This is a genomic window from Nocardiopsis sp. LOL_012 (assembly GCF_048060475.1).
Lineage (GTDB): Bacteria > Actinomycetota > Actinomycetes > Streptosporangiales > Streptosporangiaceae > Nocardiopsis.
Genome location: NZ_JBHMIV010000001.1, coordinates 149,715 through 167,355 on the forward strand (window position 1 = coordinate 149,715; position 17,641 = coordinate 167,355).

Annotated in this window: 17 protein-coding genes; 7 read left to right on the plus strand and 10 right to left on the minus strand. The window is 71.5% G+C overall.

What is annotated here, in order from left to right:
- Positions 1 to 41: 41 nt before the first annotated feature.
- The 4 genes from ACFHWE_RS00615 to ACFHWE_RS00630 all read right to left on the minus strand — a co-directional run bounded on the left by ACFHWE_RS00615 (position 42) and on the right by ACFHWE_RS00630 (position 5,609).
- Positions 42 to 947: a sugar ABC transporter permease gene (locus ACFHWE_RS00615; protein WP_416598544.1), complete on the minus strand. Its 906-nt coding sequence runs from the start codon at positions 945 to 947 to the stop codon at positions 42 to 44.
- Positions 944 to 2,557 (minus strand): ABC transporter permease subunit, encoded by a 1,614-nt coding sequence (locus ACFHWE_RS00620; RefSeq protein WP_416598545.1) that lies wholly within the window; start codon positions 2,555 to 2,557, stop codon positions 944 to 946. The genes ACFHWE_RS00615 and ACFHWE_RS00620 overlap by 4 nt, the downstream gene beginning before the upstream one ends.
- 2 nt (positions 2,558 to 2,559) lie before the next feature.
- Positions 2,560 to 3,807: a sugar ABC transporter substrate-binding protein gene (locus ACFHWE_RS00625; protein ID WP_416598546.1), complete on the minus strand. Its 1,248-nt coding sequence runs from the start codon at positions 3,805 to 3,807 to the stop codon at positions 2,560 to 2,562.
- Positions 3,808 to 4,007: 200 nt separating this feature from the next.
- Positions 4,008 to 5,609 (minus strand): glycoside hydrolase family 13 protein, encoded by a 1,602-nt coding sequence (locus ACFHWE_RS00630; protein ID WP_416598547.1) that lies wholly within the window; start codon positions 5,607 to 5,609, stop codon positions 4,008 to 4,010.
- A 94-nt stretch (positions 5,610 to 5,703) separates the two neighbouring features.
- Between ACFHWE_RS00630 and ACFHWE_RS00635 the strand changes: the two genes are divergently transcribed.
- Positions 5,704 to 6,765, plus strand: coding sequence for a LacI family DNA-binding transcriptional regulator (locus tag ACFHWE_RS00635; protein WP_416598548.1), 1,062 nt, complete (start codon positions 5,704 to 5,706; stop codon positions 6,763 to 6,765).
- A 52-nt stretch (positions 6,766 to 6,817) separates the two neighbouring features.
- A complete protein-coding gene (gene hemW / locus ACFHWE_RS00640) occupies positions 6,818 to 8,050 on the plus strand; it encodes a radical SAM family heme chaperone HemW (protein WP_416598549.1) in 1,233 nt (410 codons plus the stop codon).
- A 58-nt stretch (positions 8,051 to 8,108) separates the two neighbouring features.
- On the opposite strand, the gene ACFHWE_RS00645 is transcribed toward hemW, so the two are convergent.
- The 4 genes from ACFHWE_RS00645 to ACFHWE_RS00660 form a co-directional block, all read right to left on the minus strand.
- Positions 8,109 to 8,648 carry a DUF4870 domain-containing protein gene (locus ACFHWE_RS00645; RefSeq protein WP_416598550.1) on the minus strand — a complete coding sequence of 180 codons (540 nt, stop codon included), beginning with the start codon at positions 8,646 to 8,648 and terminating at the stop codon, positions 8,109 to 8,111.
- Positions 8,649 to 8,875: 227 nt separating this feature from the next.
- Positions 8,876 to 9,433, minus strand: a complete 558-nt coding sequence (locus ACFHWE_RS00650) for a DUF4870 domain-containing protein (protein ID WP_416598551.1) — start codon at positions 9,431 to 9,433, stop codon at positions 8,876 to 8,878.
- Between the two features lie 47 nt (positions 9,434 to 9,480).
- Positions 9,481 to 10,350, minus strand: a complete 870-nt coding sequence (locus ACFHWE_RS00655; protein ID WP_416598552.1) for a DUF4870 domain-containing protein — start codon at positions 10,348 to 10,350, stop codon at positions 9,481 to 9,483.
- Between the two features lie 110 nt (positions 10,351 to 10,460).
- Positions 10,461 to 11,291 carry a DUF3097 domain-containing protein gene (locus tag ACFHWE_RS00660; RefSeq protein WP_416598553.1) on the minus strand — a complete coding sequence of 277 codons (831 nt, stop codon included), beginning with the start codon at positions 11,289 to 11,291 and terminating at the stop codon, positions 10,461 to 10,463.
- Between the two features lie 122 nt (positions 11,292 to 11,413).
- Here ACFHWE_RS00660 and hrcA point away from each other — a divergent pair, with 122 nt between their 5' ends.
- The 3 genes from hrcA to ACFHWE_RS00675 are packed head-to-tail and all read left to right on the plus strand — an operon-like array spanning position 11,414 to position 14,305.
- Positions 11,414 to 12,427, plus strand: coding sequence for a heat-inducible transcriptional repressor HrcA (hrcA, locus tag ACFHWE_RS00665; protein ID WP_028647221.1), 1,014 nt, complete (start codon positions 11,414 to 11,416; stop codon positions 12,425 to 12,427).
- A gap of 4 nt (positions 12,428 to 12,431) precedes the next feature.
- Complete coding sequence (dnaJ, locus tag ACFHWE_RS00670; RefSeq protein WP_416598554.1) at positions 12,432 to 13,571, plus strand: molecular chaperone DnaJ; 1,140 nt, start codon at positions 12,432 to 12,434, stop codon at positions 13,569 to 13,571.
- A complete protein-coding gene (locus tag ACFHWE_RS00675) occupies positions 13,568 to 14,305 on the plus strand; it encodes a 16S rRNA (uracil(1498)-N(3))-methyltransferase (protein ID WP_416598555.1) in 738 nt (245 codons plus the stop codon). The genes dnaJ and ACFHWE_RS00675 overlap by 4 nt, the downstream gene beginning before the upstream one ends.
- Positions 14,306 to 14,349: 44 nt before the next feature.
- Here the strand turns inward: ACFHWE_RS00675 and ACFHWE_RS00680 are convergent, their stop codons facing one another.
- Together ACFHWE_RS00680 and ACFHWE_RS00685 are read right to left on the minus strand one after the other, a co-directional pair.
- Complete coding sequence (locus tag ACFHWE_RS00680; RefSeq protein WP_416598556.1) at positions 14,350 to 15,033, minus strand: hypothetical protein; 684 nt, start codon at positions 15,031 to 15,033, stop codon at positions 14,350 to 14,352.
- Positions 15,030 to 15,560, minus strand: a complete 531-nt coding sequence (locus ACFHWE_RS00685) for a SigE family RNA polymerase sigma factor (protein ID WP_416598687.1) — start codon at positions 15,558 to 15,560, stop codon at positions 15,030 to 15,032. The genes ACFHWE_RS00680 and ACFHWE_RS00685 overlap by 4 nt, the downstream gene beginning before the upstream one ends.
- Positions 15,561 to 15,899: 339 nt before the next feature.
- On the opposite strand from ACFHWE_RS00685, the gene ACFHWE_RS00690 reads away from it, so the two are divergent.
- Together ACFHWE_RS00690 and ACFHWE_RS00695 are read left to right on the plus strand one after the other, a co-directional pair.
- Entirely contained in the window at positions 15,900 to 16,250 is a 351-nt protein-coding gene (locus ACFHWE_RS00690; RefSeq protein WP_416598557.1) for a histidine triad nucleotide-binding protein, read from the plus strand.
- Between the two features lie 214 nt (positions 16,251 to 16,464).
- Positions 16,465 to 17,532, plus strand: coding sequence for a PhoH family protein (locus ACFHWE_RS00695; protein ID WP_416598558.1), 1,068 nt, complete (start codon positions 16,465 to 16,467; stop codon positions 17,530 to 17,532).
- Positions 17,533 to 17,641: the final 109 nt, after the last annotated feature.

Sequence of the window (17,641 nt, forward strand, 5' to 3'; positions counted from 1 at the left end):
CGCGCGCGGACGCCCCTCAGCCGTGGAACGGTGTCGGCGTCCTACCCCTTCACGGCCCCCGAGGTCAGGCCCTCGGTGATGTAGCGCTGGAGGAACCAGAACACCATCAGGGTCGGCAGGGACAGCATGATCGCCCCCACAGAGAACATCCCGAAGTTGGCGTTGCGCTGCGAGGCGACCAGTTGGTACAGGCCCAGCCCGAGCGTCTTGGCGTCGGTGTCGCGCAGGAACACACTCGCCAGCAGGAACTCGTTGACGGTGTTGATGAACACCAGTAGCCCGACGATCGCCAGGACCGGGGTGACCAGGGGAAGCATGATGCGGAAGAACACCTGCGCGTGCGTGGCCCCATCCATCTGCGCGGACTCGTCCAGCTCCTTGGGCACGGTGTCGAAGAAGCCCTTCATCAGCCACGTGTTGATGCTCAGCGCACCGCCCAGGTACACCAGCAGCAGCCCCCAGCGGGTGTCGAAGCCCAGTTCCGGCCGGTACTCGCCGATGGAGGAGAACATCAGGTACAGGGCGACGATCGCGAGGAACTGCGGGAACATCTGGATGACCAGCAGGCCGACGAGCCCCACCCTGCGCCCGCGGAACCGCATCCGGCTGAAGGCGTAGGCCGCCAGCGCCGACAGCAGGACCGTCACGGCCGCGTTGGCGAGCGCGAAGAACAGCGAGTTGGCGTACCACGTGGTGAAGGGCGTGTTCCGGAACAGGTCCAGCGCGTTGTCGGCGCTCGCCCCCGTGGGCCACAGTTGGGCGCTGCTCAGCGTGCCCAGCGGGTTGAGCGCTGCCGAGACCACGAACAGTACGGGGAAGACCGCGAAGACCGCGACCACCCACATGAACGCGTGGCGCCAGCCCAGGCGGGCGGCCCACAGCGCGAACCTGGTCGCCGCGGTACGCCGGTAGCGGGTCGCCGCCGGGTCGACGGTGTACGCCGTCATCGGTCCACCTCCATCAGGGCCTTGCTCCGCCGCAGGCTCACCACGGAGATGAGCGAGACGATGACGAAGATCATCACCGACAGGGCCGCGGCGTATCCGTACTGGGCGGTCGCCTCGTTGAAGGCCAGCCGGTAGGTGTAGGTGATGAGCAGGTCGGTGGCCCCGGCGGTGGAGTTCTCCGCCGATAGCGGACCGCCGCGGGTCAGCAGCCACACCGCGTTGAAGTTGTTGAAGTTGAACGCGAACGTGGCGACCAGGATCGGGCTCATAGCGACCATGAGCAGCGGCAGCGTCACGTGTCGGAAGGCCTGCCAGCGGCCCGCCCCGTCGATCTGTGCCGCCTGGGAGAGCTCGCGCGGGACGGCCTGGAGGGCCCCGGTGGCCACGAGGAACATGTAGGGGTAGCCCAGCCACACGTTGGCGAGGATGACCGCGGCCCGCGCGCTCCAGGCGTCGCCGAACCAGTCGATCTGGAGCCCGAGCATCCGGTTGATCAGGCCGAAGTCGGTGTTGAACATGTCCCGCCACAACAGGTACATGGCCAGCGAGCTCATGGCGTAGGGCAGGACCACCAGGATCCGGTACAGCGCCTTGCCACGCATCCTCGGCACGTGCAGGGTCATCGCCACGGCCAGGCCGACCACGAACACCAGGCCGGTCACGGCGACGGCGAAGGCGATGTTCCACGCCAGGATGCCGAAGAACGACGACGCGAAGGTCGGGTCGAACAGGAACCGGGCGAAGTTGTCGAAGCCGACGTTGACCTTCCAGCCCTGCGGGAGCCGGTCGCCCTCGGGGCCGTAGAAGGCGCCGCGCTCGTCGTCGGCGGTGTACACGGTTCCGGTCTCCGTGTCGGTGACGCAGTCGCACGAGGCGTCGTAGGAGCGGACCGCGGTCCCCTCGAAGGCCGTGGACAGCCCGCTGGAGCGGATGCCGGCGCCGTTACCCGTGGGGACGGCGAACTCCTCCAGTTCCGCGCTGCGCGCGTTGACCTGCGCCGGGGTGAGGACCGTGTAGCCGAAGGCCCCGGTGATCCTGCCCGATGCGTTCACGGTGGCCGTGGGGAGCGGGTCGAGCCCCTCCTCGTCTCCCGCGTAGGTCCGGCCCTCGGGGCCGGTGAGCAGGAACACCAGCGAGCCGGTCTCCGGGTCGCCCGTGGTGGCGACGGTGAGGGTGTACTCCTCCGAGTCGGGGGCGCGGGTCACGGACAGGGACTCGATGGAGGCGATCGCCTGCCGCTTGTCGACGCGGTGGCCGTCGCTCATGTTGGTGACCGAGGTGCTCATCGTGTAGAGCACCGGCAGGATCTGGAAGGCGACGAGGAACAGCACTCCGGGGAGCAGGTACTTCGCTGGGACGGTGCGTTTGGAGAGGTAGACGTAGTAGACGAGCGCCACCACGCCGACCGCCACGGCCAGGCCGAGCCAGTTGCCCGCGAGGTAGAGCGGGAGCACGGCCCACACGCCCAGGGCGGTGAACAGGCCCAGCAGGCCGATCTTGACGACTTGGGCGGTCAGCGAGGTCCCGGGTGCGAAGCGCCCTCCCGGGAGGGGTGGACGGGCGGGCGCCCCGGTGGGGGCGCCCGCGCTGTCGTGTTCGGAGGCCGCCACGACTACTCGCCGATCTGGTCGGAGATCGTCACGGCCGCGGACTCCATGGCCTCGGCGGGGTCGGTACCGCCGATGATCTCGGCCTGGGCCACGCCCAGCGGCTGCCAGGTCTCGCCCATCTCCGGGATGGAGGGCATCGGCATGCCCTCGGCGCCGGCCTCGGCGATCGCGCCGATGTTCGGGTCGTCGGCGGAGACGGTCTCCAGCGCCTCGGCCTGGACCGGGGTGCGCGGGTCGGCCGCGTACAGGTCCAGGATGAAGTCGGTGTCGGTGACGTAGTTGGTCACGAACTCCTCGGCGAGTGCGGTGTTGGCGCTGCCCTCGGTGACGAAGAAGGACTGGTAGCCGATGTAGGGGCTGGCGGGGCCGCCGTCCTCGAACCCGGGGATGGGGCTGATCGCGTAGTCGACTCCGGAGGCGTCGGCGTCGGCGATGTTCCAGGGCCCGGCGACGAAGAACGCGGTCTCCCCGTCGAAGAACAGCGCGGCGTCGTTCTCCGTGGTGATGGAGCGGCGCAGCACGCCCTCGCCGGCCTCACCGTACTCGGCGATCCTCTCCATGGCCGCGACCGAGGCCTCGGTGTCCACGCCGAGGTCGGCGGGGTCCCAGGTCCCGGTGTCGTCTTGCCCGAACAGGTAGCCGCCGGCGGAGGTGAACAGGGCGTTCATCCGGTAGGGGTCGCCCTCCTGGCCGACCGCCATGGACAGGACCTCGCTGACCTCGCCGTCCTCCTTGAGCGCGCTGCCGGTCTCCACGAGCTCCTCGAAGGTCCGCGGTGCCTCCGGCGCCAGCTCCGTGTTGCGCATGAGGAAGATGTTCTCCTGCGAGTACGGAACGCCGAAGAGCTGGCCGTCGTAGGTCATCGCCTCCAGGGAGGTGGGGTCGAGCAGGTCGGCCCGGTCCTGGGGGAGCTCGATCGGCTGTACCGCGCCGTTGCGCACCAGGTTGCCGGTCCAGTCGTGCGCTCCGATGAAGACGTCCGGCGCGTTGCCCGCCTGGTAGGCGTTGAGCACGTCGCCCTGCATGTCCTCGAAGGCCACGGCGTTGACGCTGACGTCGATGCCGTTGGTCTCGGCGAACGCGGCGGCGGACTGCTCCACCGCGTCGGCCCGCTCGGGGTCGGTCCAGATGACGAGGGTGCCGGCGGCCGCCTCGCCGCCGCTGTCGCCGGTGCCCTCGCCGCCGCAGGCGGTCGCCGCCAGGGCGACCGCGGTGATACCGGCGAGCGCCGATGCTGTACGGAGTCTCATAGGGGAGTCCTTCCGGGAGGCAGATGGGTGGGGTGCGCACACGGGACGCCCCCCGGCCGTCGTCAGTGTGCGCGGTGGTGTGACATTAGCAATTAATTGCAGGCTTTGAAAGGTCTTGCGAAACTCGATGGTAAAGATACGGAAACGCCCAGAAGCGGTCCGGTGTCCTCGGACCCGGACGCGTCTCCTGGACGTGGTGCCTACACGCTCAGCCACACCGTGGTGTCGGCGGGCAGCGTGAGGGAGCCCTCCGCAGGGGCGTCCACCGGGACGCTGCTCAGGAGCACCGTGCCCTCGGCCCCGATCTCCACCGGCTCCCGCCGCAGGTTGACCGCGCACCGGAAACCGGGTTCGCGCTCGAAGTGCAGTACGCCCTCGGGAGCGTCCAGCCAGGTCATCGTCCCGTCGCCGAGCGCCTCCAGCTCACGGCGCGTCCCTAGGGCGGCCGTGTACAGCTCCAGCGTCGAGCCCGGCACCCCCTTCTGGGCGGCCCGCGAGAGCTCGCCCCAGCCCTCGGGGACCGGCAGCCACGGCTCGGACCCCTCCGGACCGAAACCGCACGGCTCCGGCCCCCGCTCCCAGGGGAGCGGCACGCGGCAGCCGTCCCGCCCGCGGTCGGTGCGGCCCGAGCGCTCCCAGGTCGGGTCCTGGAGCGCGTCCTCGGGCAGGTCGGTGACCTCCGGCAGCCCCAGTTCCTCGCCCTGGTACAGGTAGACCGAACCCGGCAGCGCCAGCATCAGCAGTGTCGCGGCGCGCGCCCGGCGCAGCCCCTGCTCGCCCCCGCCGAAGCGGGTGACGTGGCGGTGGATGTCGTGGTTGGACAGCACCCACGTGGTGGCGGCGCCCACCGCGCCGTTGGCGGACAGGGACCGGTCGATCACCTCCCGCAGGCGGGCCGGGTCCCAGGGCGAGGTCAGGTACTCGAAGTTGAACGCCTGGTGCAGCTCGTCCGGGCGCAGGTAGCGGGCGACCCGCTCGGCGTCCTCCACCCACGCCTCGGCGACCAGCGCCCGGCCGCCCGGGTACTCCTCGACGAGCGCACGCCATCGGCGGTAGATGTCGTGCACGCCGTCCTGGTCGAAGTAGGGCAGCGAGGTGTCGCCGTCGAGGAGGCCCGCCTGGGCGCCCTCGGGCAGATCCGGCAGCGCTTCGTCCTTGACCATCCCGTGCGCCACGTCGATCCGGAACCCGTCCACGCCGCGCTCCAGCCAGAAGCGCAGGACGTCGTCGAACTCCTCGTGCACCTCCGGGTTGGTCCAGTCCAGGTCGGGCTGCTCGGCGTCGAACAGGTGCAGGTACCACTGCTCGGGGGTGCCGTCGGGACGCTTCAGGCGCGTCCACGCCGGGCCGCCGAAGATCGAGTTCCAGTTGTTGGGCGGCTCCTCCCCGTGCGGGCCGCCGCCGTCGCGGAACAGGTAGCGGGCGCGCTCGGGGGAGCCCGGTTCGGCGGCGACGGCCTCGCGGAACCACCGGTGCGCCGACGAGGTGTGGTTGGGCACGATGTCGATGATCACGCGGATGCCCGAGGCGTGCGCGGACTCCAGGAGGGCGTCGAAGTCCTCCAGCGTGCCGAAGCGCGGGTCGACGTCGCGGTAGTCGGCCACGTCGTAGCCCCCGTCGGCCAGGGGGGAGACGTAGAAGGGGGTCAGCCAGATCGCGTCGACGCCGAGCTCCAGGAGGTGGGGGAGGCGCTCGCGGATACCGGCGAGGTCGCCCTCCCCGTCGCCGTTGGAGTCGGCGAAGCTGCGTACGTAGATCTGGTAGATGGCGGCCTCACGCCACCAGTGCTCCCGGGGCTTCATGCAGGGGTTCCTTCCGTCAAGCATGTGAAATCTCTTGCGCAAGATTACCTTCTTCTTGCATCTCTGTGTCAGCGATTTCGGCTAGAGTTGCCCCATGGGTCCACGACTTGCCGACATCGCGCGGTACGCAGGCGTCAGCGAAGCGACGGTCTCGCGCGTGCTCAACGACAAAGCCGGGGTCGGCGGCGACACGCGCAAGGCCGTCCTGACGGCACTCGACGTCCTCGGCTACGAGCGGCCCGCACGGCTGCGGCAGCGCTCCGCAGGGCTCGTCGGGATGGTCATCCCCGAACTCGGCAACCCCGTCTTCCCGATGTTCGCCCAGGCCGCCGAGGGTGCCCTGGCACAGCGCGGCTTCACCCCGGTCCTGTGCACCCAGGCCCCGGGCGGGATCACCGAGGACGAGTACGTGGAGCTGCTGCTGGAGCGCAACGTCTCCGGCATCCTCTTCGTCTCCGGGCGCCACGCCGACACCACCGCCCCCCACGACCGCTACCGCACCCTGATCTCCCGGCGCCTGCCGATCGTGCTCGTCAACGGCTTCGCCGACGCCGTCGACGCCGCCTTCATCTCCTGTGACGACCGCGAGGCCGGGCGCCTGGCCGTCGACCACCTCGTTGCCCTCGGGCACACCCGGATCGGCCTCACCAGTGGACCGGAGCGCTACGTCCCGGTCCGGCGCAGGATCGAGGGGTACCGAGAGGCCCTGGCCCGCCACGGGCTCGACGGCGAGAACCTCGTGGAACTGTCGCTCTTCGGGGTGGAGGGCGGCCACGCCGCCGCGTGCGCCCTCATCGAGCGCGGCGTCACCGCCATGGTGTGCGGCTCCGACATGATGGCCCTGGGCGCTGTCCGCGCCGCGCGCCAGCGCGGCCTGCGGGTCCCGCAGGACTTCTCCGTGGTGGGCTACGACGACTCCCAGCTCATCGCGTTCACCGATCCGCCGCTGACCACCGTGCGCCAGCCGGTCAACGCCATGGCCCTGGCAGCCGTGCGCGCCCTGTGCGACGAGATCTCCGGGCACACCGTCTCCCGCACCGAGTACGTCTTCGACCCCGAACTCATCGTGCGCGGCTCCACCGCCGTCGCCCCCGGCCGCGCGGTCCCCGAAGCGACGGCCGTCGTGGTACAGGGGAGGGCCGCCGCCGGCGGCTGAGGCGCGGACGGCCCCGTCCGAGGCACGCCGACCCGTCGGTGACACTGGGTGCATGCCTTCCGTCGACCTCGGCGGCGACCCGGTCCCCACGACCGGGGAGCTGCCCGCCGCCTCTCTCGCCGAACTCGGCGACCGGCCCCTCGGCTTCTATGTCCACGTGCCCTTCTGCGTCACGCGGTGCGGCTACTGCGACTTCAACACCTACACGGCCGACGAACTCCTCTCGCGCGACGGAACGGCCACCGCCTCCCGCGAGACCTACGCCGACCAGGCCATCGGTGAGGTGGTCCTCGCCGACCGGGTCCTGACGGGGGAGCGCCCGCCCGTGAGCACCGTCTTCGTCGGCGGCGGTACGCCCACCCTGCTGCCCGCCGAGGACCTGGGGCGGATCGTCGCCGCGATCGGTGACCGGTTCGGTCTGACCGCCGACGCCGAGATCACCACCGAGGCCAACCCCGAGACCGTCGGCCCCGACGACCTGGCGCGACTGCGCGAGGCCGGGTTCACCCGCGTGTCCTTCGGCATGCAGAGCGCCCGCCCGCACGTGCTGCGCGTCCTGGAGCGCGGACACACCCCGGGGCGTCCGGAGCGGTGCGTGGAGTGGGCCCGCGCCGCCGGGTTCGAGCACGTCAACCTCGACCTCATCTACGGCACCCCGGGAGAGAGCGACGACGACTGGGCCGCCTCCCTTGAGGCGGCGGTGGCCGCCGGAGTCGACCACGTCTCGGCCTACTCGCTGATCGTGGAGGAGGGCACCCGCCTGGCCGCCCGTGTCCGCAGGGGTGAACTGGTCGAACCCGACGGCGACACCATGGCCGACCGCTACCTCATGGCCGACCGGGCACTCACCGGGGCGGGGCTCACCGCCTACGAGGTGTCCAACTGGGCCCGCGGCGACGCGGCACGCAGCCGCCACAACCTCCTGTACTGGGCCGGCGGCCACTGGTGGGGGGTCGGACCGGGCGCCCACAGCCACGTGGGCGGCACCCGCTGGTGGAACGTCAAGCACCCCGCCGCCCACGCCGCCAAGCTGGCGCGGGGCCAGAGCCCGGGACAGGCGCGCGAGGTCCTCACCGCCGACGAGCGCCGGTTCGAGCGCGTCCTGCTGGAGATCCGCGTGGCCGGGGGCTGCCCGCTGGACCTGCTGGAGGGGTCCGGCCGCGCGGCGGCCGAGCGGGCGGTGGCCGAAGGGCTGCTCGACCCCGCCGCCCACGCCGAAGGCCGCGCCGTGCTCACCCTGCGGGGCCGTCTGCTCGCCGACGCCGTGGTCCGCGACCTCACCTGAGGGCGGACACGACGAAGGCCCGGCACTCGGCCGGGCCCCCGATCGCGCGTACGCGTGCCTACTTCACCCAGTCGACGTTGAACGGGTAGGGCTTGGCCTGCTCGCCCCGGTTCACCGCCACGCCGCGCTGGATACCGCAGATGAGCGAGAAGACGAAGAGCCCCGCCCAGAGCAGGACGCCGATGAAGATGATCGACAGCACACTGGAGATCATGTACCCGATGAGCAGGAGGAGCTGGAAGTTCAGCGCCGCCGCCGACTCCTGGCGGACCCACGGGGACTGGTCCTTCTTCACCAGGTAGACGATCAAGGGAACGATGAAGCCGAGGATGCCGCCGCCCAGGTGGGCGAAGAAGGCCATCTGCCGGTCGTCGGAGCCGCCCTGCTGGGGCCCGTAGCCGGGCTGCGGGCCGTAACCGGGCTGGCCCTGCTGGGGGCCGTAGCCCGGCTGGGGCTGGCCCTGCTGCGGGTAGCCGCCCGCGGGAGGCGGGGGGTAGCCGCCGCTCTGGGCGTCGTATCCGCCGGTTCCCTGCTGGTAGCCCGGCTGCTGGCCCTGGTTGTAGGGGTCCTCGGGCGGGGGTGTGTTGGGGTAGGCCATGCGCATTCCTTCGTATGGACGGTTGGGGGCGTCCGGTGGGGTGCCTGCCAGAGCAGACGCACGCGCACCGTGAATCGGTTCCATGCGGTCCGCGTCACAAGCGGCCGCACGCCGAACTTTCCGTGGCGTCCGGGACCGGAACAGGGGCAGGGACGGTTCCACGGCGCCGCCGACGAGGGAAGTCCCTGTCGAGGGAAGCCTACAGGTGGGCGAAAGGGGCAGATGTCCTACTTGACCCAGTTGACGTTGAACGGATACCGGTACCACTCGCCCCGGTTGGCCGCCACCCCGCCGAGGATGCCCATGACCAGGCAGACGATGGCCACGACCGCCCACGTCAGCAGGCCGATCAGCACGAACGCCAGTACCCACGACACCACGATGCCGATGGTGACCAGGATCTGGAAGTTGAGCGCCTGCGCGGACTGGTCGCGGACGAACGGGGACTCGTCCCGCTTCACCAGGTAGACGATCAGCGGGACGACCCAGCCGAACCCGGAGAAGAAGAACCCGGCCAGCCCGCCGCCCAGGTGGGCGATCATGCCCATCTGCCGCTCCGACGCGTTCGGCTGTCCTGAGGTCGCCGACGAGGGTTCGGGCCCGCCCGGCGCGTACCCGCCCTGCGGCGGGGTGCCCGGCGCGTACCCGCCGGGCGGCGGCTCGTAGCCGGGACCCGGCTCCGGCGGCGGTCCGCCGGCAGCGGACCCGTTGCCGGGCTCGGGGCCGGGCCGCCGCCGGCCCCGGTCGTCGGGGTCCTCGGGAGGCGGTGTGTTGGGGTAGGCCATGGGGTGCCCCCTCCGTGTCCGGTTCCGCTCGGCCCCGGGCCGGGGTGCTACTTCAGGAGTCGGATGCTCACCGGGTAGCGGTACCACGTTCCCCTGTTGGCGCCGGAGGCGCCCAGGACCCCGAAGACGATCGCCACCACCCAGATCAGGGCGATGAACAGGGATCCCACCCAGGACAGCTCTGGGAAGAAGATACCCAGACCGATCAAGGCCACACAGGCGAACAGGTATGGGATCAGCAGGGTGAGCTGGAAGTTCGCCGCCTCCGACGCGTGATGGCGCACGACCGGGGATCGGTTCCGCTTGGCGAGGTAGATCGCCAGCGGCGGGATCCACCCCAGGAAGGCGATCACGAAGCCCGACAGGTGCGCGAGCATCGACACCAGGGTGCCGTCGTCGCCCGGCTGCCGCTGCCCGTAGGGGCCGGGCTGCCCGTAGGGCGGAGGCGCGGCCTGGGGGCCGCCCGGGAAGTCGGCCGGAGGGCCGGGAGGGAAGCCGGGGCCGGGGCCCTGCGGAGCGAACCCGGGCTGCTGGGGCTGGGGCGCCCACCCCTGGGGCTGCGGCGGGCCCTGCGGAGGCTGCCCCGGCTGTGGGGCGTACCGCGGCTGGCCGGGGTGGCCGTAGGGGGGCTGCGGCGGTACGGGCCGCCCCTGGGCGTCCTGCGGGGGAGCGAACGCGGGCTGTCCCGGCCGCTGCCCGGGATCGGGCTGCGGCGCGTAGGAGGGCTGGGGCGCGGACTGGGGGCCCGCGTCGGCGTGTGGCACGGCCGGACCGTACTGCTGCGGCTGCCCCGGTTGGGAGGCGGCCCCGGGCTCGTACGGGGACGGGGCGTTCGCGGGCGGCCCCTGGACCTGCTCGGGCGGCGGTCCGCCCTGCGGGTTCTCCGGGAACGGGGGGTTCGTCGGGGTCTCGCTCATGTTGTCCTTCGCTCCGCTGCTGTGGGGCGTGTGATGTCAGGGGATACACCGACGACCATGGGGCCGTGGTCCGGCGACGGCGCGGGCGGGCACCCGCGCCCCCTGCGATCCTAGGCCGGGTGCGGTCCGGTGACGAAGTCGATGAGCTCCTCCACCCGCCCCAGCAGCGAGGGCTCCAGGTCCGCGTAGGAGCGGACCGAACCGAGGATGCGCCGCCAGGCCTCACCCGTCTCCATCCGCCACCCGAGCGCGTCCACGACCCCCTCCTTCCAGGGGACGCCGCGCGGGACCTCGGGCCAGCGCGCGATCCCCACCGCGCGGGGGCGGACCGCCTGCCACACGTCCACGTAGGGGTGCCCGGCCACCAGCACGTCCCCGCCCCGGACCCGCGCGGCGATCCGGCTCTCCTTGGAACCGGGCACGAGGTGGTCCACCAGCACCCCCAGGCGGCGGCCGGGGCCGGGCGCGAACTCCGCCACGATCGCGGGCAGGTCGTCGACCCCCTCCAGGAACTCGACGGCCACGCCCTCCACGCGCAGGTCGTGGCCCCAGACCTTCTCCACCAGCTCCGCGTCGTGCGCGCCCTCGACGTAGATCCGGCTCTCCCTGGCGGTCCGCGCACGGGCGCCGCGCACCGCGATCGAACCCGACGCGCTGCGCAGGGGCCCCCTGGACGCGCCGTCCGGGCGCACCAGCGTGACGGGGCGCCCGTCGATGAGGAACGCGGCCGGGGCCAGGCCGAACACCCGGCGGCGCGCCGCCCGGTCCTCCAGGGTCACGGTCGCCTTGTCCCAGGCGACGACGGCACCGCAGAAGGTCTCCTCGGCCGTCTCCACGACCAGGTCCCGGCTCAGGGGCACCTCGCGGACTTCTCTCCTCTTCGGCCGCGGTCCGGCCGCCAGTACGTCGCGGCCGTAGCGGTCGGTTCCCTTGTTGGACACGGTCGTGCAGTGTACTGGTAGGGGTCCCCCCGCGGTGCGGACCACCGGCGGGGCGCCGAGCGGGTTTGCGGCCGGGCATAGAATTGGCACTGTGGACCACGGAGTGCCAGGGAGGTGGCGAGTTGCTGGATGAGCGCAAGCTCGCGGTCCTGCGTGCCGTCGTCGAGGACTTCGTCAATACCAACGAGCCCGTCGGCTCCAAGGCCCTCGCGGAGCGGCACCCCCTCGGTGTCTCCCCCGCGACCATCCGCAACGACATGGTCGCCCTGGAGGAGGACGGCTACATCACCCAGCCGCACACCAGCGCGGGACGGGTCCCCACGGACAAGGGCTACCGGCTCTTCGTCGACCGGCTCTCCTCGGTCAAGCCGCTCTCGGCCGCCGAGCGCAGGGCCATCGAGTCCTTCCTCACCGGAGCCGTGGACCTCGACGAGATCGTCACCCGCACGGTGCGGCTGCTCGCCCAGCTCACCCACCAGGTCGCGATCGTCCAGTACCCGTCCCTCACCCGTTCGTCGGTGCAGCACGTGGAACTGGTGCCCCTCGGCGGACCGCGGCTGATGATGGTCGTGATCACCGACACCGGCCGGGTCGAGCAGCGCGTCATCGACGGGTTGGGCGACATCAGCGAGAGCGCCGTCGACGACCTGCGTTCCATGCTGAACCGGGCCACCGCCGGGCGCTTCCTCAACGACGTCCCCCGCGTGGTGGGCGACCTGCCCGCCCAGGTCGACCCGGAGCATCGCGACATGGCCGTCGCGGTCCTCTCGGTCCTGCTGGAGAGCCTCGTGGAGCGGCACGAGGAGAAGATCGTCCTGGCCGGCACCGCCAACCTCGCCGCGGTCGACTTCGCGGCCAGCCTGCGGGACATTCTGGAAGCACTGGAAGAGAACATGGTCCTCATCCGTTTGCTGGGTGAGGCGAAGGACCCGTCGATGCTCACGGTCCGCATCGGCGCGGAGAACTTCCATGAGGGACTGCGGTCCACCTCCGTCGTATCGGCCGACTACGGCGTGGGAAACCAGTCGTTGGCCAAGATCGGCGTGGTGGGCCCCACCCGGATGGACTACCCCGGGACGATGGGAGCCGTCCGCGCGGTGGCTCGGTATGTCGGACAGATTTTGGCAGGACAGTAACTCAGTGGCCAGAGACTATTACCAGGTGCTCGGAGTGCGTCGCGACGCCTCCAAGGACGAGATCAAGAAGGCGTACCGGCGGCTCGCACGCGAGCTGCACCCGGACATCAACCCGGACCCCGCCACCCAGGAGCGCTTCAAGGAGGTGACCCAGGCCTACGAGGTCCTCTCCGACGAGAACAAGCGCCGGATGTTCGACATGGGCCAGGACCCCTTCGCGCCGGGCGGCGGCGGGGCCGGCGGTTTCGGCGGAGCGGGTGGCTTCGCCTTCGACGACATCATGAACGCGTTCTTCGGCGGCGGACAGCCCGGCGGCCGGGGGCCGCGCGAGCGGGTCCGGCGCGGGCGCAGCATCAAGATCCGCGTCGAACTGGACCTCGCCGAGACCGCGTTCGGGGTCAGCAAGGAGATCACCTTCCCCACCGCGATCCTGTGCGAGACGTGCCAGGGCGAGGGGACGGCGCACGGCTCGCACCGCACCACCTGTGAGATGTGCCACGGCCAGGGGGAGGTCTCCCAGGTCACCCGTTCCTTCCTCGGTCAGGTGATGACCTCGCGCCCCTGCCCGCAGTGCTCGGGGCAGGGCACCGTCATCACCGACCCCTGCGCCGACTGCGCGGGCGAGGGCCGGGTGCGCGAGAAGGTTACCCGGACCGTCAAGATCCCCGCCGGTGTCGACGACGGCACCCGTATCCAGCTCGCGGGCGAGGGCGAGGTCGGCCCCAACGGCGGACCGCGCGGCGACATCATCCTGGAGATCATCCAGAAGCCCCACCCCACGTTCGAGCGCCGGGGCGACGACCTGCACTGCACGGTGACCGTGCCCATGACGGCCGCCGCGCTGGGCGCCTCGTTCGCCTTCGACACCCTCGACGGCACCGAGAACATCGACCTGCGCCCGGGAACCGACTCCGGACACGTGATCACCCTGGCGAACAAGGGCGTCAACCACCTCGACGGCGGCGGCCGGGGCGACCTGCGCATCCGGGTCGACGTGGAGACCCCCTCCAAGCTGGACGAGGAGCAGGAGGCCCTGCTGCGCAAGTTCGCCGAACTGCGGGGTGAGGACAAGTCGCCGGGCCGGTTCAGCCCCGGGCACGGCGGGTTCTTCGCCAAGATCCGCGACGCCTTCAGCGCCAAGTGACACCGGCCCTCTTCCTGGTCGGCTCCGGTGAACTGGACGCCGGCCAGGTGGTCGTGTCCGGCCCCGAGGGCCGACACGCCGCCGTGGTCCGCCGGATCCGCGAGGGCGAGACCGTCGACCTGGCCGACGGGCGCGGGCGCCGCGCCCGGTGCACCGTGACCGGCGTCGACGGGGAGCGGATCGTCTGCCGGGTCGAGGAGCGCCGGGACGAGCCCGCCCCGAGGCCGCGCCTGACGGTCGTCCAGGCCCTGCCCAAGGGCGACCGCGGAGAGTTGGCCGTGGAGATGATGACCGAGGCCGGTGTCGACGCGCTCGTGCCGTGGGCGGCGCAGCGGTGCGTCACCCGCTGGAAGGGCGCCCGGGCCGCCAAGTCACTGGACAAGTGGCGCGCCACCGCCCGCGAGGCCGCCAAACAGGCCCGGCGGGCGCGGCTGCCGGAGGTCGCCGACCCCGCCGCTACCGGGGCGGTGGCGGACCTGCTGGCCGCGGCGGACCTGGGCGTCGTCCTGCACGAGGACGGGGCTCGGCGGCTGGCCGAGATCGCCCTGCCCGAGGGCGGGAACGCGGAGATCGTGCTGGTGGTCGGCCCCGAGGGCGGTTTCTCCGACACCGAACTCGACGCCTTCACCGAGGCCGGGGCGGTGCGGGCCCTCCTGGGGCCCACCGTCCTGAGGACCTCCACGGCCGGGGTGGCGGCGCTGTCGGTCCTCCAGGCGCGCACCGGCCGCTGGTAGCCGGGGCGGACCGGCCGGTCCGCCCCGCACGTCGGCTCCCCGCCTCAGGGAGCGATCGACCGTGCGCCGTCGTCGGAGAGGGTGCCCGCCGTGGCCGGCCCGGTCTCGGAACCGCCTTCGACGGGGTCCTCCGCGTCGTCTGTGGAAGTGTCCGATCCGCCGTCGGTGGCGCTGTCCGAGGGCTCCTCGGAGGCGGGGCAGCCGTCGCCGCCCGAACCGCCCTCCCCGTCCTGGTCCGCGGGCGTGTCCGTTCCGGTGGGAGGGCAGGTGGGGGAGGCTTCGGGAGCGGGCTCGGGAGCGTCTCCCGGGGCGCTCTCCTGCCCGGGCGCGGGTTCCGGGGACGGGGACCGCGTGGGATCGGCCGAGGGTTCGGGTTCCCCGTTCCCGGGGCCGGGGCTGGGAACGGAGACGTCGACGCCGGGCTCGGAGGACTCGGGCGGGGCGGTCGTGCCCTCGCGGTCGGCGCCCGCCGGCACGATCTCCAGTACCTGCTCGCGGACCTGGGGCGTGGAGAGGACGACGGAGGTGGCGATCATCACCGCGCCCGCCACGGCCGCCGCGGGCCGCAGCCAGGGCAGGCCGAACCACGCGGTGACTCGACGCTGCTCGGTGCGTTCGCGTATCAGGTTCAGTCCCTCGGCGGAGGGTCGGCACGAGTCCGCCTCCGCCGCGAGGATCGCGCGGAGACGGTTCTCGAACTCGTCGCTGGGGTCGGGCTGACTGGTCATGTCGTCTGCTCCAGAACAGAGCGCAGGGCGGAGATGCCACGCGAGGTGTGGCTCTTCACCGCCCCCTTGCTGATACCCATGGCGCTGGCGATCTGTGCCTCGGACAGGTCACCGTAGTACCGGAGCACGATCGCCTCCCGTTGGCGGGTGGGGAGCTTGCGCAGCGCCCTGATGACGGCCTCGCGCTCCAGCAGGTTCATGGCGCCGTGCTCCGCGCTGGGGGCGTCGGGCAGTGCCTTGGGTGCGTGCTTCTCCACGACGGCCCGGTGGCGCAGTACCGACCGCGCCTTGTTCACCACCGCCTGGCGGAGGTAGGACAGGGCCTTGTTGGGGTCGCGCAGACGGCGCCACGCGGCGTGCATCGCCACGAAGGAGTCCTGCACGACTTCCTCGGCGGTCGCGTGGTCCCGGACGAGCAGGGAGGCGAGGCGGACCAGTGGGCGGTAGTGCTCCCGGTAGAGCTCGGTCACCGCGTGGTCGGCGTCCCACTCCATGGAGAGCGGAGCCGTGGCGGCTCCGGCCACCATGGTTTCTGTCGTCACACCGGTTCGACGCACACCCTTGTCGCGGGGTTTACGAAAGGGCATACCTCATTCTTTTCCACGTAGACGTGCGTTCCGTTCCGAACACGATGGGGGGGCAGGGTCGGCGGGAGGCCGACGTGCCCGACGCGCACGGGTGCAAAGCCTATCGTGTCCGAACCGTCGGGTACGCGGTACCAGCGGATTTGGGGGCCTCTCCACCGGCTTGTCACGGGGCGGACCTGCGGCATCATGGGGTCCGCGACTTTTCCGAACGGGACGGGCTCGCACACGGCGCGCGGTCCCGGGAAAGCGAACCCACGGTGCCCTGACGGAGGTACGTAGATGGCTGAGGCCGACTGCCTGTTCTGCAAGATCGTGTGTGGGGAGGTGCCCGCGGAGATCGTCCGCGAGGGGGAGCGCGTCGTCGCCTTCCGCGACATCAACCCCCAGGCCCCCACCCATGTGCTGGTGATCCCGCGGGAGCACCACACCGACGCCGCCGCGGCCGCGGCGGCCGGGTCGGGCCTGCTCGACGAGGTCGTGCGGGAGGCCCACGAGGTGGCGAAGGCGGAGGGGATCGACGAGACGGGGTACCGCCTGGTGTTCAATACCGGCAGCGGTGCCGGACAGACGGTCTTCCACCTCCATGGCCACCTTCTCGGCGGACGCGGGCTGAACTGGCCCCCCGGATAGACGGCCGTTCCGGCCCGGCCGACCTCGAAAAAGCGATCGAGGTCGGCCGGGCCGCGTTGGTAGACTCGTGCCGTGGTCCGATGGGGCCGGTGAGCCGAGCGGGAAACCGGTGAAGGGCCAGGTCGGTGCCGGTTCCGGTACCACACGCAGGCGATCCCCGCCCACCGGGGCGGGGCCGGATCGAAGGGTGGGACGCTGGCCGCAAGGCCGCACCATGGCCGAGTCAACGCACACGCAACCGCGACAGGACACGCAGGTCAAGGTCGTGGTTCCGGACGAGCACACGATGGTCAGCCTGCTGGGCTCGGGGGACCAGCTCCTCAGGGCGCTGGAGCGGGCCTTCTCCAGCGACATCCACGTGCGCGGCAACGAGTTCACCATCACCGGGGAGCCCGAGGAGACCGCGATCGTGGTCCGCCTCGTCGAGGAGCTCATCGAACTCGCCAAGAGCGGAACGCACGTCACCCCCGACACCGTCGAGCGCATGGTCCACATGCTCCGCACACCGGGCACCGAGCGCCCCGCGGACGTGCTCACCACCAACATCCTCTCGAACCGGGGCAGGACCATCCGCCCCAAGACCCTCAACCAGAAGCGCTACGTCGACGTCATCGACCGGCACACCGTGGTCTTCGGCATCGGTCCGGCGGGTACCGGCAAGACCTACCTGGCCATGGCCAAGGCGGTCAAGGCGCTCCAGGAGAAAGAGGTCAACCGGATCATCCTGACCCGCCCCGCGGTGGAGGCGGGCGAGCGGCTGGGCTACCTTCCGGGCACCCTCTACGAGAAGATCGACCCCTACCTGCGGCCGCTCTACGACGCGCTGCACGACATGCTCGACCCCGACTCCATCCCCAAGCTGATGTCGGCCGGGACGATCGAGGTCGCCCCCCTGGCGTACATGCGGGGTAGAAGCCTGAATGATTCCTTCATCATCCTCGACGAGGCCCAGAACACCTCGCCCGAGCAGATGAAGATGTTCCTCACACGGCTCGGCTTCGGGTCCAAGATCGTGGTCACCGGCGACGTCACCCAGGTCGACCTCCCCGGCGGCCAGGCCAGCGGGCTGCGCACGATCGAGAACATCCTGCGTGACATCGATGACATCGCGTTCTGCCGACTGACCAGCGAGGACGTGGTCCGGCACCGGCTCGTCGGCCAGATCGTCGACGCCTACGGCCGCTACGACGCCGCGCGGACCGGCCGCCCCCGCGGCCCCTCCGACCGGCGCGGGCGGTCCGACGCCCCCGACGCGTCGGGCGAGGCACCGGCGTCGGACTGAGAGCATAGGGTCAGCGACACCCGGGCCGGCGGGGCCGTCGGCCCGGGCTCGCGTGCACCGGGCGGACCGGCCGTCCGGACACCACGATCCCCAAGCGAGGCAGAAACCG

Bases quoted from the DNA above. Each gene is read 5' to 3' on its own strand.
- hemW (WP_416598549.1), top strand. From the start codon at position 6,818: ATGCCTTCCGTCGACCTCGGCGGCGACCCGGTCCCCACGACCGGGGAG.
- ACFHWE_RS00685 (WP_416598687.1), bottom strand. From the start codon at position 15,560: ATGGTGGCCGGAGCCGCCACGGCTCCGCTCTCCATGGAGTGGGACGCC.
- ACFHWE_RS00645 (WP_416598550.1), bottom strand. From the start codon at position 8,648: ATGGCCTACCCCAACACACCCCCGCCCGAGGACCCCTACAACCAGGGC.
- ACFHWE_RS00635 (WP_416598548.1), top strand. From the start codon at position 5,704: ATGGGTCCACGACTTGCCGACATCGCGCGGTACGCAGGCGTCAGCGAA.
- ACFHWE_RS00625 (WP_416598546.1), bottom strand. From the start codon at position 3,807: ATGAGACTCCGTACAGCATCGGCGCTCGCCGGTATCACCGCGGTCGCC.
- ACFHWE_RS00655 (WP_416598552.1), bottom strand. From the start codon at position 10,350: ATGAGCGAGACCCCGACGAACCCCCCGTTCCCGGAGAACCCGCAGGGC.
- ACFHWE_RS00615 (WP_416598544.1), bottom strand. From the start codon at position 947: ATGACGGCGTACACCGTCGACCCGGCGGCGACCCGCTACCGGCGTACC.
- ACFHWE_RS00695 (WP_416598558.1), top strand. From the start codon at position 16,465: ATGGCCGAGTCAACGCACACGCAACCGCGACAGGACACGCAGGTCAAG.
- ACFHWE_RS00630 (WP_416598547.1), bottom strand. From the start codon at position 5,609: ATGAAGCCCCGGGAGCACTGGTGGCGTGAGGCCGCCATCTACCAGATC.
- ACFHWE_RS00680 (WP_416598556.1), bottom strand. From the start codon at position 15,033: ATGACCAGTCAGCCCGACCCCAGCGACGAGTTCGAGAACCGTCTCCGC.
- ACFHWE_RS00690 (WP_416598557.1), top strand. From the start codon at position 15,900: ATGGCTGAGGCCGACTGCCTGTTCTGCAAGATCGTGTGTGGGGAGGTG.
- ACFHWE_RS00650 (WP_416598551.1), bottom strand. From the start codon at position 9,433: ATGGCCTACCCCAACACACCGCCTCCCGAGGACCCCGACGACCGGGGC.